Raw genomic sequence first — 16186 nt, forward strand, 5'->3', positions numbered from 1 at the left:
ATTATTTGATGATAGCTAATATATCGTTCTGCTTTACGATGATGAGCTTCTCGTCATCGATCTCAACTTCTGTTCCGGCATATTTTGAATAGATGACCTTGTCACCCTTCTTAACCTGCATCTTAACTTCCTTGCCATCTACTACTCCGCCAGGACCTACAGCGATAACCTCTGCCTGCTGTGGCTTCTCCTTCTCAGCGCCAGGAAGAACGATTCCTGATTTTGTAGTCTCTTCAGCCTCAAGAGCTTTAATAACAACTCTGTCTGCAAGTGGTTCTAACTTCATAATAAAGCCTCCTTATATGATAAAATCTTTACTTTTTAAAGCTTGTTAGCACTCAGTTTCATTGAGTGCTAATCTCTAAGAACTAATATTAGTGCTATCAAAACAAAAAGTCAAGTTATTTAGTTATTCTAATGCCATTCACAGTTTTTTTATGACATTTTAATAGGCGGTTAATTGCATTACAGAGGGCTATGAACCATAATAATCGTAAGATAGTATAGGTATGTATGGGAGAAGGATTCTCCTTATGTTCATTAAGCTTAATAGCTCTCAAGGAGGTGAGTATATGAGCACAAATATCTTTTCAAGTTTATCCGGAAATTACGACTACATGTCCAGTATGAGTAGTCTTATTGGTGATTATTCCCAGATCAAAAACGGCTCTTATGGTTCCCTGATGAAATCATATGTTAATAAGGTTGGAAATAAGGCTGCTCTCAATGCATACAGAGAGACCGGATCTACAACCGTAGCTACCGATTCATCGGAAACAAGCGCATCTGCTTTCAGTTCATCAACCAAGAGCATTCCAAAATCCAATTTCGTAGATAGCCTTGGCGGCGGAAAAAAGGCAGAGAGTTCCGATAGCTATGCTAAGTACAAATCATCCTGGCTTGACGATCAGTTGAAGCAGTATGATAAGGATGCAAACAAGACTACTGCTGCAGACACATCGGTAGCCTATGATACAACAATCTGATGTATTTTGTTCATTCCAAAAAGTAAGGCTGTGAAGCATATAACTTCACAGCCTTTTTCTTGTCTTAATCAGCTTGCCAGATCTCTTCTATTGTAGTTCCAAAAGGCAAATAATACTCCAATTATAATAAATACAAATGCAAGAACCAGAGAATTTTCAGGAGCCTTGGTATCCGTAAATATTTCCGCCGCATTTGCGTAGGAATAAGGTCCGATATAAAGATAATCCTTAAGATCAGGAACCACTCTTCCCATCAGATCATAGCAGTAGCATATGAGGGCGATGCCAAGCCCAAGTCCTGTTCTGTTCTTGCCTGCCAGAGAAGAAAGGCCAAAACAGATTCCGGATATTTCAAAGTTCATAAGTAACTGCCTTCCCATAAAGGTTAAAAGCTGCTCATAAGGAACTTCCTCATCCAGCATTATAAATCCTGCAATGTAGAAAACTGTGCATATAACTGTAAATACCACAAGCATAACAGCTATACATAATGCCTTACAAACAAGAATCTTACTTCTCGATAAAGGAAGGGAAAAAAGAAATTCTCCAGTATGTGAATCCTCTTCCTTGGATATTATGGTTATGGCAATTATCGCAGCGAACATGGCACTTCCCAGGCCGTGTACCGTTCCAACCTCAGTAGCAAAATATCCTTTTAAGGTTGCTATACTCAAGGTGCTCATTCCAAAAGCATCAGAAAATGCACCCATATTAGAAAAGGCATCAGCCATTTCCTTCATATCCCCCTGCATACTTTGGTATAAAAGTATACAGATGAGTCCCAGGATTCCCACTGACAAACTCCATATCAGGAGGTTTTTCATATTATTTAAAAGTTCTCTTTTTAGCACTGCTTTCATGATCACTCCTCCTCTTCTTCATAAAACTTCAAAAAGGTCTCGTCGTCGATATGGGGTGAGTCCAGCATAGACAGCCTGCCCTCCCTCATGATGGCAGCATTTTTACAGTATTTATCAACTTCAGACAACACATGCGTTGACAAAAGACATGTTGCACCCTGCTCCACATATTCGTTTATAAGTTCAAAGAACTTTTTCTGCATGAGGGGATCCAGGCCACCTGTAGGCTCATCGAAGATAAAAAGTTTTGGTCTGTGCTGCATTGCACATACAATACTGACCTTCTTTCTATTTCCCAGAGACAGTTCTTTGATTCTCTTAGTTGTATCCACTTTAAGTCTCTCGCAAAGCTTTCTTGCTTCGTCCGTACAATCAAGTCCCCTTACCTGGGCTGCATATTTGATAACGTCACTGACTCTCATGGAATCATAAAACCAGGCTTCAGAAGGCATATAACCTACTTCTTTAAGGATTCTTTCATGGTCCTTGACACTGTCCATTTCAAGTATCTTAATGCCGCCTGAATTAATCTTAAGAAATCCTAGCATTGATCTTATTGTTGTGGATTTACCCGCGCCGTTTGGCCCAAGGAAACCAAAAATATCCCCCTGCTTAATATCCAGGGATACGTCAATAACGCCTCTGTTCTTACCATAGCTTTTCGTAAGATTTCTTATTTCCACCACATTTTCCATAATGTCTCGTCCCCTTTCTAATTCTACATTTATCACATAAAAAAAACGGGAACAATATCTGTTCCCGTAAGATGCACTATATAACCCTTATCATTCACTTTTCTTATGCTGCGTTTGGAATAATCTCAGCTCTTCGTTTAGTTTTTTATCATCTATTCTGCGCTTTGATTTGTAAATAAGAAATACACAAAAATAAACAAGAAGGACATAAGCCGAGAAAATAAGTGTGGCTATTACATTCCTGTCAAACCATTTCCCAAGCCAGGAAACAACGCAGTACAAAATGGTACATACAACCATTCCTACTATCTCTTTTGCCCCAAGACTATCTGCCTCGTCAAAGTTCCAGAACACATAAACCTGCAAATAGCCGATAAAATAACAGGTAAATATCATTTCTGTCATATGCAGAATACTGGCATCAAAGATTCCCCCAAGCATTCTGAAAACACAGTAGAAAAATAAAAAGGCAAAGAAATAAAGACATGCCTTAAACTCTATTCCAATTTCTTTTGTAAGATAAGCTTCCCACAAAGTCAGTTTCTTATCACTTTTCATCTTCACCTGTCTCCCTTAAGTAATCTTCTGAAATCAGAAGCATATCTTCTTGATATTATGATATGCTCTCCGCCCTCAATAGTCGCATCGATTCTATTTGAGGAAAGGCTCTTTAAGGCTGTAACCCGGTTTACGTTGATAACCATTGACTTGCTGCATCTAAAAAAGCCCAAATCATCAGCATTCATCATAAAAGAATTAAGTGTTCCTTCGATTCTGGCCACAGTGTCACAGGTATAAGCAAACAATTTGTCATCCACCGACTCAAGGTACAAAAGGTCATCTAAATTAATGCACACACTTCCGCCTGAAGTCTTTCCCCAAAGCTTGTTATTATCAACCTCAGAATAATTTGCACTTTGATGTAAATCCTGTTGTCCCCCCTGTTTCTCCATAAACAGCATAGGATGGGCAGTACAAAAAGGTGTCTGAGCCATATACATTCCCAAAGTATCATCATTGTCATCCATAAGTACCACTGACTCCGGTGATATATCAGGGAACAGCTCTTTAACTTTATCTACAACTATTGCCGGCTTGTTCCTGGCTTCCAAAGTATAGAAACAATGGTCTTTGGGTATACCGTAAAGTCTTTCCACCATCTCTGATTTCCAGCCCTCATGTCCGTGAGGTTCTCTGGAAATGCAGAAAAGTCTGTTAACATCATGACCTTTTATATATTCATATAGTGGCTCAAGTCTTACGCAATCGGCATAAATATTTACATCCCGAAACTCAGGCTTACCATCCAGTTCATGATGTGCATGATGCACTCCGTAGTTGTAGCTAGTAAGAGTTCCGTCTATGTCAAAAAAGACTACCGTGTCCGGTCTGTGTAATATGTCCCAAATCTTATTCATTAGTACGTTTATCCTTCAACAATCTCATTCTTCGTTATGCGGAATCTCTTTTCCATGGAGGTCGATATAGTTCTCTTTAAGAGCTATAGCCCAGTATTTCTCAGGTATATTGGGCCAGCGTACATTACCTCTTTCCTGTTCGCAAAGTCTCATGGCTCTAAGAAGAACAGTCTGGTTAAGATCAACTCCTGTCCTAATGGTATGCATAGTTACAGCAGCCCAGGCAGGTGCATATTTACTGACATCAGAGGATTTAAAATCTCTGATTATTTCTTTGCGGTTGTAATCAAGCTGTACATATTCTTCTTCCCAGCCCTTAGGGGATCCGTGAAGAATGCAGAACTGTGTTTTTCCGTCGTAGTACCAGGGAATTCCTATAGATCCGGGATTAATAGCTTTTTTGCCACGATATACATAAGTTCCCTGAATATGAGTATGGCCGTGAATCAGGCAATTTCCTTTGAGATGCGTCAGTACTTTCTTGGTATTTCTTTTCTCTCTGTACAAAAGCTCTGACGTTTCCGAAGGAGATCCATGGCAATACTCAAAAGAAGGAAAGCCCTTCATCTCAAATACGCCATAATTAGGCAGAGATTCAAAAAACTTAAAATCTTTGTCCGTAAGGTTTTCATAGGTGTACAGAAGTGCTCCGGAAGCAGATCCCTTACGCCAGTTTCCTGCGCCGCTTTTCCTATAATTCAAAAGGTATTCTTCTCTGTTACCTCTAATGATGTAGGTGTTAAAGTACTGCTTGAGCACGTATATCTTTTCCATGGTCTTCTGGGGACTTGGGCAGTCAGTGACATAGTCGCCAAGGAGTATAAAATTAGTTATCCCCTTGCCGACTGCATAGTCTATGCACGCCTGTAGCGCACTATAATTGCCATGTATGTCGCTAAAAACTGCTATATCCATAACTTCCCCTAATTACCCAAATACCTCGTTAGTGCTGGCTTCGTCGAATTGCTTGGTAAAGAGATCGTAGTAGTATCCTCTCTTTTCCATAAGCTGTGAGTGAGTACCCCTCTCAATTATTTTACCATCATTTACTACCAGGATGATATCCGCATCCACAATAGTTGATAGACGATGAGCTATAACAAATGAAGTTCTCCCCTTGGTTACGGTAACGATAGCATCCTGAATTGCTTTCTCGGTAACAGTATCTATAGAGGCTGTAGCTTCATCAAGAACCAGAATCTTGGGATCAGCAAGAAGAGCCCTGGCAAAAGAAAGAAGCTGCTTCTCACCTGTTGATAGCATTCCGCCGTCTTCTCCCACGTCACTATCAAGTCCCTTATCCATGCGCTTTACTATTCCGTCAGCAGATACCAGTTTAAGGGCATTCCAGATTTCGTCCTCGGTGGCATCAGGATTACCATATCGCAGGTTCTCGCGAACAGTACCTGAAAATAAGTGCGGTGTCTGAAGAACATAGCCAATATTGGAATGAAGCCATAGCTGAGATCTCTCTGCCGCATCTCTTCCGTCAATAAGAACCTGGCCCTTTGTCGGTTTAAAGAATCTGCAGACAAGGTTTACAAGCGTTGATTTACCAGCACCCGTCTCTCCCACAATAGCTACGTTAGTGCCCTGGGGTACCTTAAGATTAAAGTCAACAAGCACATACTCGTCCCCATCAGGATACTTAAAGGTCACATCCTTAAATTCCACATCTCCGTGAAGAGGTTCCCAATTTTCCTTTTTGGGATTAAAGGTATCACCATACTTCTCGATAACCTCAGGTGTATCGGAAACATCAGACTCCGTCTCAAGAAGTCTTGTAAGCCTCTCTACATTTACCTGAACTGCAATAAGCTCTGACAAAGTGATGATAATATTCTGAATCGGCTCCATCATACTGAGGGCATAGGAAAGGAAAACAGACAGTGTTCCAATCTGCATTACTCCGTCCATGGTAATAATACCGCCCCTCCAAAGTACAATAGCAAGTGCGACAGAAGACATCATTGTAATCGCTGATGTAAAGAAAGCGGAATAATGTGTGGCGTGAACAGACGTTGCCCTCATCTTCTCGGTGTCTTCTTCAAAGTCTCCTTGTATCTTATCTTCAACTACAAGAGTCTTGATTGCCTTGGCACCGGTAATACCCTCATTGAAATTACTGGTGATAGTCGAGTTGATTTCTCTGATCTTGCGGTTTAAAACCACCAGTTTACTCTGGAAATACATAACCAGAATTACTGCAATAGGTACAAGGATCATTACCAAAAGAGCCAGCTTAAAATTAAGGACCAGCATCATAACAAGGACAAAAATAACGTAGGCTCCCTGCCATACTATATCCATCATTCTCCAGGACACCATGACACCAATCTTGCCGGTATCACTCATTACCCTTGCATGAACATAACCTACATTGTTCTGGTTGAAGTATGCAAAGGAAAGAGTCTGAAGATGACTGAATGCAGCATTTCTTAAGTCTCTGTCAACAGACATCTCTATCTGTCCGCAGATATAAGTACATATGAAATTATCAATAACCTGAAGGACCAGTACAATGACATAAAGAATAATAAATACCGTCAGACCTTCAAGAGTTTTTTTGCCAACAAAATTATCAATGGCATACTGATTAAAAATCGGAAATATTGAGTCCGCCAGTGAGCTTATAACTCCAAGAAGTACCATAAATACTATCTTGGGAATATATTGTCTTATGTACGGAAACAGCCTTGGTATTCCGAATAATGGTAGTTTTATATTAGTATTCTCGTTCATGTTCCCTGCATCTGAATATCATAAATCTTCTTGTAAATGCCGCCCTTTTCAAGTAACTGTTCATGAGTTCCCTGTTCGGCAATCCTGCCATGGTCAAGAACAATTATGTTATCGGCGTGCATCAGTGTCATAATCCTGTGAGATATAAGTACAACTGTGGAGTCCGAAGTATTCTCTGAAAGTGCATGCCTTATCTTGGCATCAGTCTGAGTATCCACAGCTGAAAGCGAATCGTCAAAGACCATAACGGGAGGTCTTGAAACAAGCATCTGTGCAATAGCAGTTCTTTGTTTCTGTCCACCTGAGAGTGTTACACCACGCTCACCCACATAGGTCTCATATCCCTTTGAGAAATCCTCAATAGTTTCATCAAGAGCTGCTATTCTTGCTGCTGCTCTTATCTCAGCAAAATCAGTCTTTTTCTGGGTAATTCCAATATTCTCTGAAAGAGTTCTGCTGAAAAGAAATGGCTCCTGAAGAACAAATCCTATATTCCTTCTAAGCCATGAAGCCTTGATATCAGTAATATCAGTATCTCCCACCAGGATTCTGCCGCATCCATCCTTAAGATCATACAATCTGTCCATAAGATACATAAGTGTGGATTTGCCTGATCCGGTTCCTCCAAGAATACCGAAGGTTGTTCCTGCCTTTATGGTAAAAGATACATCCTTCAGCACATCTCCTCCGCCGTTTTCATAGGCATATGAAACATGATCAAAAGTAATATCCTGATTCATGGCAGGTTCGGATGCATTTTCTTTATCCTGTTCGATCTCAGAATTCATGATATAAGCAATACGCTCAATAGATACTCCCGCCTTACTCATCTCGGAAATAATTCGACCAAGAGCACGTACAGGCCAGACAAGCATTGCATTATAAGCAACAAACGCCATGTACTCGCCAACCGTAATAGAATCCTGAACACAGTACACAGCACCGAGAACAGTTATCAGCATTACCTGAAGCCCGGAAATCAGATCATTCGATGACCAGAAAGCAGCCAAGGTCTTCATAAGATTGATCCACAGCTGGGTATACTCCGCGTTCTGCTTAACAAATCTGTCTTTTTCATATTTCTCACGGCCAAAAGCCCTGACAACTCTTACACCGGTAAGATTCTCCTGGGCAGTGGCCGAAAGCCTTCCCTCTTCGCTGTCAGCTCTCTCGAATTCAGTTCTGATTCTCTTATGAAAAAAGCTTGAATATATAACTATTATTGGAATAAAAGCTGCTGAAACAATTGCCATAGGTATGCTGATACCTATCATGAAGTACATGGCAACGATGATTCTTATAACAATCCTGAAAAGAGCAAGCATCTGTTCGGAAATGAACATTTTGATAGTATCAACGTCGGAGGTGCATCTCTGAATAATATCTCCGGTATGATTCTCCCCATGCCAGGTAAAGGGCAGGTGCATGATATGTTCAAACAACTTATCTCTCATTCGCTGGATAAGCTTCTCTGCTCCCATGGAATTACAGAGTCTGAAAAGATACCTTGACGCTGCTGTTAGAAAAGCCACAACAGCCACTACAAGGGCAATATAATACAGATGACCTCGCAGAAACTCTCTTCCGCCAAGGCCATCCATAATACTCTTTAAATAGACAGGCACACTGTCCGACTCTGCATCTGAGATGCAGAAGTCGACAGTGTACTGTATGATTTTAGGATTAATAAGATCAAAAAATGTAACAAGAACTGAAAAGATAATACTTAAAAAGAAAAATCTTTTATTTCCACGAAGGAAATATAGTACTAAATCCGTATTGGATTTGAATCGTTTGTTTGATGACATAAATAATCCTTATTATTTAACAACTTCCTTGATTGACTGGGCAAGACCTGCTATTCCCTGAATATTTGAAGGAACGATGATCTTGGTTGCCTGTCCGTCGGAAGCTTTCTCGAATGCCTCGAGGCTCTTAAGTGTAAGAACTGACTCATCAGCTCCGGCTTCCTTTAACATCTTGATACCTTCGGCATTAGCTCTCTGAACGCTCTTAATAGCTTCAGCCTGACCTTCAGCCTCACGGATTCTCTTTTCCCTCTCAGCTTCAGCTCTAAGGATTGTAGCCTGCTTATCAGCTTCAGCCTGAAGGATTTTACTCTGCTTCTCACCTTCTGCAACAGTGATCTGTGACTGCTTCTCACCTTCTGCGAAGAGGATTTTCTCTCTCTTTTCACGCTCAGCCTTCATCTGTTTCTCCATGGCGTCTCTGATCTGCTCAGGAGGATTGATGTTCTTGAGCTCTACTCTTGTGATCTTGATGCCCCATGGGTCTGTTGCAATATCAAGGGCATCCTGCATCTGAGCATTAATCTGATCACGTGATGTAAGAGTCTCATCAAGAGTAAGCGAACCGATTACGTTACGAAGTGTTGTAGCAGTAAGATTCTCAATAGCTCCGATAGGATTTCTTACACCATAAGCATATGCCATAGGATCTGAAATTCTGAAGAATACGATAGAATCGATCTGCATTGTAACGTTGTCCTGTGTAATTACAGGCTGAGGCGGGAAATCGCAATACTGCTCCTTAAGATCAACCTGTCTTGCAACTCTGTCAATAAAAGGCACCTTGATGTGAAGACCTACATCCCAAGTCTCCTTGTAAGCGCCAAGTCTCTCAACAACATATGAATGAGCCTGAGGCACGATCTTAATGTTAGCAGCAAAAAGAATCAAAATAAGAATAATAAGAACGATAATAACATAAATAGACATTATATAACCTCCCTTTCAACAATAAGCTTTGCTCCCTGAACACGTACTACTCTAACCTCTGCTCCCGCTTCGATAACCACCTCATCAATGCTGGAAGCTGCAAGCCAGGTAGAACCATCCATTTCTACTTTACCTGTTCCTTTTATGTTGTCAATATCCGTTTTGACAATGAGTTTCCTTCCAACAATGGCGTCAATATTGGTTTTCTTGATCTGATTATTAAAGTGGCTCGCTGCAATAGGCCTGACAGTTAAAAGAATAACCGTGGAAACTATTACAAATGTAAAAAGCTGCACCCATATATTGCCACCAAGTAGCGCCACAATTATAGTTACAGCACTGCCTATGGCAAACCAGATAGTTATAAGACCCATAGTGGAAAGTTCAATAACTGCAAGAATAACAGTAAGTAGCAGCCAGAATACCGCATATGAAACACTACTCATCCCCTTTTCTCCTCTCTATAATATAAAACAAGTTGTCTGCTCTATACTATAAACATTTCAGCGCAGCTGACCGCTGCACTGCTTACTAGTAATTATACTTCAAGAATTCTCCTTAAGGAAGTGACTAATCCCCCTTATTTTCATCATTTTTTTGCCATAAAATACAGTTTTTATTTATAAGCTTTTAATAATTGCAAAAACACAAATGAATGTTTTTTAGTTAACAATATGTTATTATATAATAGTAAAAATATAATCGTAATGGCGTAATTTTTGACCATATGGAGGCTAGGATGTCTGGTATCGATTATGAAACCCTGAAAACAATCGTTAATCTTTGCAATATGCCCAGTGCTGTTTTTTCCGTTGAGAAAAAGGAAGATGGCACCTGCGGACAGATAATAATGCTGGCCACAAATAACAAGTTCAGCATGACCGGCGAAAATGTCGAAGGCCAGTCTTATGATGCAAAGATTCCAAGCGATCCCAACTTCGAAGAGATTTTGTTTAAGGCTGCCTGGAATAATGAACATTACCATGCTTATGTAGATACCACCAGACTTTATGGGTATTGGACTGAGGATATCGTAATTCCTATTTCCAACAACGGTGACTCAAAGGTTGGCTATTGCCAGTTCATATATAGCCTTTACAAAGAGCTTGATTCAGGTAAGTATTCAATAATCTCTCCTGACATCGCCAGCTTTGTTATCAGAACCTGCATAAACCTGCGTAAAGATGAGGATTTTTATGCAACAATGGCCACTGTAACAAAAGATATAAGGGAATTTACTGATTCTTTTGCCGCTTCAATAATGACCGTTTCCAAAGATCTGTTCAGATTTGAAATAGTAAGTGAAAGTGTCAGAAACAACCTTAAAAGTCTTCACGAACTGTTTGCCGATATTCCTTATGAAGTTGTGGAATCCTGGGAAGATCTGGTTTCCGGCACTGACTGCGTCATCATCAGAAACGAGGATGACATGAAAGCCATAGAGAAACGTGCCCCGGAATGGGTTAAAACCCTTAGAGATAATGACGTAAGAACTTTATGTCTTGCCCCGTTCATTCATCAGAACATGATCATCGGCTACCTCTATATAACTAATTTCGATATAGTCAAGCTTTCAAGGATTAAGGATACTATTGAAATGGTATCTTTCTTCCTCTCTTCGGAGGTGGCTCATCACATCTTCGTTGAAAAACTTAAAACTCTCAGTTCTCTTGATATCAGAACCGGTGTCATGAACAGAAATGCCATGAATTCCAAGGTTGACGAGCTTGCAATGGAACTTAGGATCAACCATACACCATTTAGTGTTGCTTTCTGTAACCTTAACACTCTGCGAACCGTCAACATTCAGCAAGGTCACGATGCCGGCAACAATCTGCTCAACGACGCAGGTAAGATCCTCAGGGACGTTTTCAAGGATGATTTTATCTTCAGATCCTCCGGCGATGAATTTGCCATCATCTCCACCAACAGTAACGAAAAGAGCTTTGATGAAAAGATTAAGATGTTAAAAGAAAAGGCTCACGACCCTGACTGGGTATACTTCACAGTAGGCTACTACACCGATATGACAGAAGGAAACCTCCACACTGCTATGAGATTTGCCAACGAATATGAGCAGGAATTCAAGGAAGACTTCTACTACAATCATCCTGACATGGTGAAATAATATGAACGAAGATAAATACAAAAGGCTTAAGGACTATGTTAACCAATCTCTCATTCCCAGCGCTATCCTATCTGTAGAAAAGCTTCCGGATGGCAAATGCGGAGAAGTTCAGTTCAGAGTTATAAACGAGGCCTTCAAAAAAAGCTACTATGACATGTTCGCCAATACTGAGCATGATGCCCATATTGAATATGACGGTTTTGAAAAAGAAATTGAGAACCAGTTATATACTATGCATCTTCCCAAAGAGCCAAACTTTGAAGATGTTTGTTTTAGAGCTGCCTGGAATAAAGAATACATAAACACATATGTAGACACCACCAGAATGTACGGCTTTTGGACTCAGGATATTTTAAATCCCATAGTTGAAGAATGCGACGATCCGGGCTGTTCATTTTGTCAGTTCTCCTATACTCTGAACAAGGAACTGGATACCGGTAAATTTGCAGCCGTATCTCCCGATATAGCAAGTTTTGTTATTAAATCCTGTCTGGAACTAAGAGGCGAAAAGAAATTCCAGGAAAGTATGGAAATTGTAACAAAAGAAATCCGTGAATACACTGATTCCTACGCAGCCAGCACCATAACTATTGATGATGACTTTAAGTCCTTCGAAGTAGTCAGTGCTTCCGTTGCTGACAATAAGATAAATGTAAGGGATGTTTTTTCAAGAATCCCCTATTCCATAGTTGATAGCTGGAAAGAACTTGTTAAGCAGACTAACAGTATCATAATAAAAGATGAACATGATATGGCTGCCATGAAAGAAAGGGCACCTGAGTGGGTTAAAACACTTAGAGAAAATGGCGTGGTCAGTCTGTGCCTTGTTCCATTCCTTCATCAAAATGCAATTATTGGATATCTCTATATCACTAATTTCGATGTTTCTCACCTTGTAAGGATCAAGGAAACCATTGAACTTATCTCCTTCTTCCTTGGATCGGAAGTAGCCAACCATCTCTTTTTACAAAGGCTTGAATACCTTAGCAATATCGATATGCTAACCGGCGTTTATAACAGAAACTGCATGAATGTTAATGTGGATGAGTTGTCCCTTAAATTGGAGTTTAATCCTAGGCCACTAAGCGTTGCTTTCTGTGACCTGAACGGACTTAAATCTATCAATGATAACGGTGGCCACGACCAGGGCGATAAGCTTCTTGTATATGCAGCTGACGTGTTAAAAGAAGTATTTACTGATGATAAAATCTATAGAGCCGGCGGCGATGAATTTGTAATTGTATCGTTTTCATCTGCGGCTGACTTTGAAAATAAGATAAGGATACTAAGAAAAAAAGCCAGCGATCCGGATTGGCTCTATTTCGCCATAGGATATTATCACGACCCTGATTCCGGTAATCTCCGTCTTGCCATGCGCTACGCTGACGAGAGAATGTATGAGGATAAGGATAAGTTCTACGAGGCCTATCCAGAAAAGAGAAGATAAAACGATAAAACATAAAGGAGCCATTCTTTGCATAATGCCAAGGATGGCTCTTTATGTTATTATGATATGCATCAACTTAAACGAGGTGTATGAAAATGAGTAGTATTTTATATTTAATCAAGCAGCTTCTTAGCGGCAAAGTTAAAGAGATGGAATTCAATCTGTCTATCGACACAGACGACAACGAATCCGAGGAGCATAACGATGCCCCAGTCTATGTGGAAGACAGCAAGCTCTTTATTCAGAAGGACAAACTTGAAGAACTTGCCGGGGAAATCAAAAGAAACTCTATGAAGAAAGTGATCCGAATAGAGCCCTACGTAAAAGAATGCATTGCTCTTACAGACAGCAAATTCGGAGGATATCCATACTGGCCTATTGATATGGAGTATCCGGTAAATTCAGAAGGCGTAAAGCTAGTTCTCCTGGCACAGATTAATCTTTCAGAATTACAGAATAATCTTTCAACAGGAAAAGACTCTTCATCTGAACTTTCACTACTGCCAAGTACCGGGCTTCTTCAGTTCTTAATTAGCTGTGATGATATTATGGGCCTGGATGATGAGAAAGGCTACAAGGTTGTATATCACAAAACCATTGATCCATCCGTAACAGAAGAAAGCGTTAAGGCTCTTGGAATCAAAGCTGCAAGTGATCTAAATCAAGTTGCCGGAGCAGATGGGAAATATGCTCCTCTTTCCGACTGCTACGCACTTAAGTTTAAAGAAGATGAAGAGTTTATAGGATTTGGCTGTTGCGAATTTGAAAGTGTATTTGCAAAGACTCTCAAAGATAAGTTTGGTATAGATATGTATACTTATGATATTAAAGCTTATTCCAAGCTTTTCAAATTCCTTGATTCAGATACATTCGATTATCTGTCAGAGACCTTCAATGAATCTCAAGGCCACAAGATGCTTGGTTACCCTTATTTCACGCAGGAAGATCCAAGAAACCCCGGTGAAAATGATGTTCTTTTATTCCAGATGGATTCAGATGACACATCTGATGATATCAGCATTATGTGGGGCGACTCAGGTGTTGGAAACTTCTTCATCTCCTCTGATGCACTTAAAGCCTTTGATTTTGAGAAAGCAACCTATAATTGGGACTGCTATTGATTATTTCTGTAAAAATGTAATTTGCGAAGAAACTTATACGAACTGTAAGTACTTTTCTCCTATCATAACTACAAAAAAGAAGTTTTGCTCTGGTATAACCAAAGCAAAACTTCTTTTATTATCAAGTCAAATTAGAACTTGCCAGCCTTAGCAGCCTCTTCGATTGATACAGCAGTTGAAACTGTCATACCAACCATAGGGTTGTTACCAGCGCCGATAAGACCCATCATCTCAACGTGAGCAGGAACTGATGAAGATCCGGCAAACTGAGCATCTGAGTGCATACGTCCCATAGTATCTGTCATACCATAAGAAGCTGGGCCTGCAGCCATGTTATCTGGGTGAAGTGTACGTCCTGTACCGCCGCCTGAAGCAACTGAGAAGTACTTCTTGCCAGCCTCTGTACGCTCCTTCTTGTAAGTACCTGCAACTGGGTGCTGGAATCTTGTAGGGTTAGTTGAGTTACCTGTGATAGATACGTCAACGTTCTCCTTCCACATGATAGCAACGCCTTCCTGAACATCGTTAGCACCGTAGCAGTTAACCTTTGCACGAGGTGAATTAGCATCCTTTGAGTAGCACTTTCTGAATACTTCCTTAACCTCACCTGTGTAGTAATCGTACTCAGTCTCAATATATGTGAAACCGTTGATACGAGAAATGATCTGAGCTGCGTCTTTTCCAAGACCGTTAAGAATAACTCTAAGAGGTTTCTGGCGAACCTTGTTAGCCTTCTCTGCGATACCGATAGCACCCTCAGCAGCTGCGAATGACTCGTGACCTGCAAGGAATGCGAAGCACTCTGTATCCTCTTCAAGAAGCATCTTACCAAGGTTACCATGGCCAAGACCTACCTTACGACGATCAGCAACTGATCCAGGAATACAGAAAGCCTGAAGACCAATACCGATTGCTGCAGCTGCATCAGCAGCCTTTCTGCAGTTCTTCTTGATTGCGATAGCAGCACCTACTGTGTAAGCCCACTTAGCGTTCTCAAAGCAAATTGGCTGAATGCCCTCGATGAGCTTGTAAACATCGATTCCAGCATTCATGCAAATATCTCTACACTCTTCGATAGAAGAAATTCCATACTCCTTAAGGCAAGCCAGGATCTGGGGCTCTCTTCTTTCATATGATTCAAATAAAGCCATTTTATTATTCCTCCTTACCTATTACTCGTGTCTTGGGTCGATGCATCTAGCTGCATCTGCCACACGTCCATACTGTCCCTTAGCCTTCTCAAGAGCTGTGTTTGCATCATCACCAGCCTTGATGAAGTCCATCATCTTACCAAAGTTAACATACTTGTATCCGATGATCTCATCATTCTCGTCAAGAGCGATATCTGTGATGTAACCATCTGTAAGCTCGAGGTAACGAGGTCCCTTTTCAAGTGTTCCGTATGTAGTACCAACCATTGAACGGTTACCCTTACCAAGATCCTCAAGACCAGCACCGATCTGAAGTCCATCCTCTGAGAATGCAGACTGTGTACGTCCGTATACGATCTGAAGGAAGAGCTCTCTCATAGCTGTGTTGATAGCGTCACAAACAAGGTCTGTGTTAAGAGCTTCAAGTACTGTAAGGCCAGGAAGAATTTCAGAAGCCATAGCTGCTGAATGTGTCATACCTGAACATCCGATAGTCTCTACAAGAGCCTCCTGGATGATACCATCCTTAACATTAAGTGAAAGCTTACAGCAACCCTGCTGAGGCGCACACCAGCCAATACCATGTGTATAGCCTGAAATGTCCTTGATCTCTTTTGACTTAACCCACTTAGCCTCTTCAGGAATGGGAGCTGCGCCATGATGTACCCCTTGTGTTACGGGACACATATTTTTTACCTCTGTTGAGTAAATCATGTGAAAAATCTCCTTTCGTTATGTAAAGTAACTTTCATTACTTACTACCTAGATGGGAATGATCCCTAGATGGCATTCATGCGAAATATATGCCGACCGCAGAACACCAATCTTATTTTTACACACTTTTTCCTATATTTCAATGGTTTTTGATATTTTTTTAACATCCTTTTTTCAGTACTTTTT

16 protein-coding genes are annotated in these 16186 nt (G+C 40.6%); 4 read left to right on the forward strand and 12 right to left on the reverse strand.

The window, feature by feature from the left end; genetic code table 11:
• Position 1: 1 nt before the first annotated feature.
• Positions 2-286 (reverse strand): co-chaperone GroES, encoded by a 285-nt coding sequence (locus G613_RS0101770; RefSeq protein ID WP_029231014.1) that lies wholly within the window; start codon positions 284-286, stop codon positions 2-4.
• A 286-nt stretch (positions 287-572) separates the two neighbouring features.
• Between G613_RS0101770 and G613_RS0101775 the strand changes: the two genes are divergently transcribed.
• Entirely contained in the window at positions 573-986 is a 414-nt protein-coding gene (locus G613_RS0101775; RefSeq protein WP_029231015.1) for a hypothetical protein, read from the forward strand.
• Between the two features lie 68 nt (positions 987-1054).
• On the opposite strand, the gene G613_RS0101780 is transcribed toward G613_RS0101775, so the two are convergent.
• The 9 genes from G613_RS0101780 to G613_RS0101820 all read right to left on the reverse strand — a co-directional run bounded on the left by G613_RS0101780 (position 1055) and on the right by G613_RS0101820 (position 9885).
• Entirely contained in the window at positions 1055-1846 is a 792-nt protein-coding gene (locus G613_RS0101780) for an ABC transporter permease subunit (RefSeq protein WP_029231016.1), read from the reverse strand.
• 2 nt (positions 1847-1848) lie between these two features.
• Entirely contained in the window at positions 1849-2541 is a 693-nt protein-coding gene (locus G613_RS0101785) for an ABC transporter ATP-binding protein (RefSeq protein WP_242826115.1), read from the reverse strand.
• 90 nt (positions 2542-2631) lie between these two features.
• Positions 2632-3099: a DUF3021 family protein gene (locus tag G613_RS0101790; protein WP_029231018.1), complete on the reverse strand. Its 468-nt coding sequence runs from the start codon at positions 3097-3099 to the stop codon at positions 2632-2634.
• 2 nt (positions 3100-3101) lie between these two features.
• Entirely contained in the window at positions 3102-3959 is an 858-nt protein-coding gene (locus G613_RS19775; protein WP_029231019.1) for a LytTR family DNA-binding domain-containing protein, read from the reverse strand.
• A gap of 24 nt (positions 3960-3983) precedes the next feature.
• A complete protein-coding gene (locus tag G613_RS0101800) occupies positions 3984-4874 on the reverse strand; it encodes a metallophosphoesterase family protein (RefSeq protein WP_029231020.1) in 891 nt (296 codons plus the stop codon).
• 12 nt (positions 4875-4886) lie between these two features.
• Positions 4887-6701 (reverse strand): ABC transporter ATP-binding protein, encoded by a 1815-nt coding sequence (locus G613_RS0101805; RefSeq protein ID WP_029231021.1) that lies wholly within the window; start codon positions 6699-6701, stop codon positions 4887-4889.
• A complete protein-coding gene (locus G613_RS0101810; RefSeq protein WP_029231022.1) occupies positions 6698-8509 on the reverse strand; it encodes an ABC transporter ATP-binding protein in 1812 nt (603 codons plus the stop codon). Before G613_RS0101810 ends, G613_RS0101805 begins: the two co-directional genes overlap by 4 nt.
• A gap of 12 nt (positions 8510-8521) precedes the next feature.
• Positions 8522-9439, reverse strand: a complete 918-nt coding sequence (locus tag G613_RS0101815; RefSeq protein WP_029231023.1) for an SPFH domain-containing protein — start codon at positions 9437-9439, stop codon at positions 8522-8524.
• The gene (locus tag G613_RS0101820) at positions 9439-9885 is read right to left on the reverse strand and encodes an NfeD family protein (RefSeq protein WP_029231024.1); all 447 of its coding nucleotides are present in this window, start codon (positions 9883-9885) and stop codon (positions 9439-9441) included. The genes G613_RS0101815 and G613_RS0101820 overlap by 1 nt, the downstream gene beginning before the upstream one ends.
• A 293-nt stretch (positions 9886-10178) precedes the next feature.
• On the opposite strand from G613_RS0101820, the gene G613_RS0101825 reads away from it, so the two are divergent.
• The 3 genes from G613_RS0101825 to G613_RS0101835 all read left to right on the forward strand — a co-directional run bounded on the left by G613_RS0101825 (position 10179) and on the right by G613_RS0101835 (position 14135).
• Positions 10179-11567, forward strand: a complete 1389-nt coding sequence (locus G613_RS0101825) for a GGDEF domain-containing protein (protein ID WP_029231025.1) — start codon at positions 10179-10181, stop codon at positions 11565-11567.
• Between the two features lies 1 nt (position 11568).
• Complete coding sequence (locus G613_RS0101830; RefSeq protein WP_029231026.1) at positions 11569-13014, forward strand: GGDEF domain-containing protein; 1446 nt, start codon at positions 11569-11571, stop codon at positions 13012-13014.
• A 95-nt stretch (positions 13015-13109) separates the two neighbouring features.
• Positions 13110-14135, forward strand: coding sequence for a YwqG family protein (locus G613_RS0101835; RefSeq protein ID WP_029231027.1), 1026 nt, complete (start codon positions 13110-13112; stop codon positions 14133-14135).
• 131 nt (positions 14136-14266) lie between these two features.
• On the opposite strand, the gene G613_RS0101840 is transcribed toward G613_RS0101835, so the two are convergent.
• The gene (locus tag G613_RS0101840) at positions 14267-15286 is read right to left on the reverse strand and encodes a GGGtGRT protein (protein WP_029231028.1); all 1020 of its coding nucleotides are present in this window, start codon (positions 15284-15286) and stop codon (positions 14267-14269) included.
• Between the two features lie 21 nt (positions 15287-15307).
• Complete coding sequence (locus G613_RS0101845) at positions 15308-16000, reverse strand: iron-sulfur cluster assembly scaffold protein (RefSeq protein WP_029231029.1); 693 nt, start codon at positions 15998-16000, stop codon at positions 15308-15310.
• Between the last annotated feature and the right edge of the window lie 186 nt (positions 16001-16186).

This window comes from Butyrivibrio sp. VCB2006 (genome assembly GCF_000420945.1).
Lineage (GTDB): Bacteria > Bacillota > Clostridia > Lachnospirales > Lachnospiraceae > Butyrivibrio.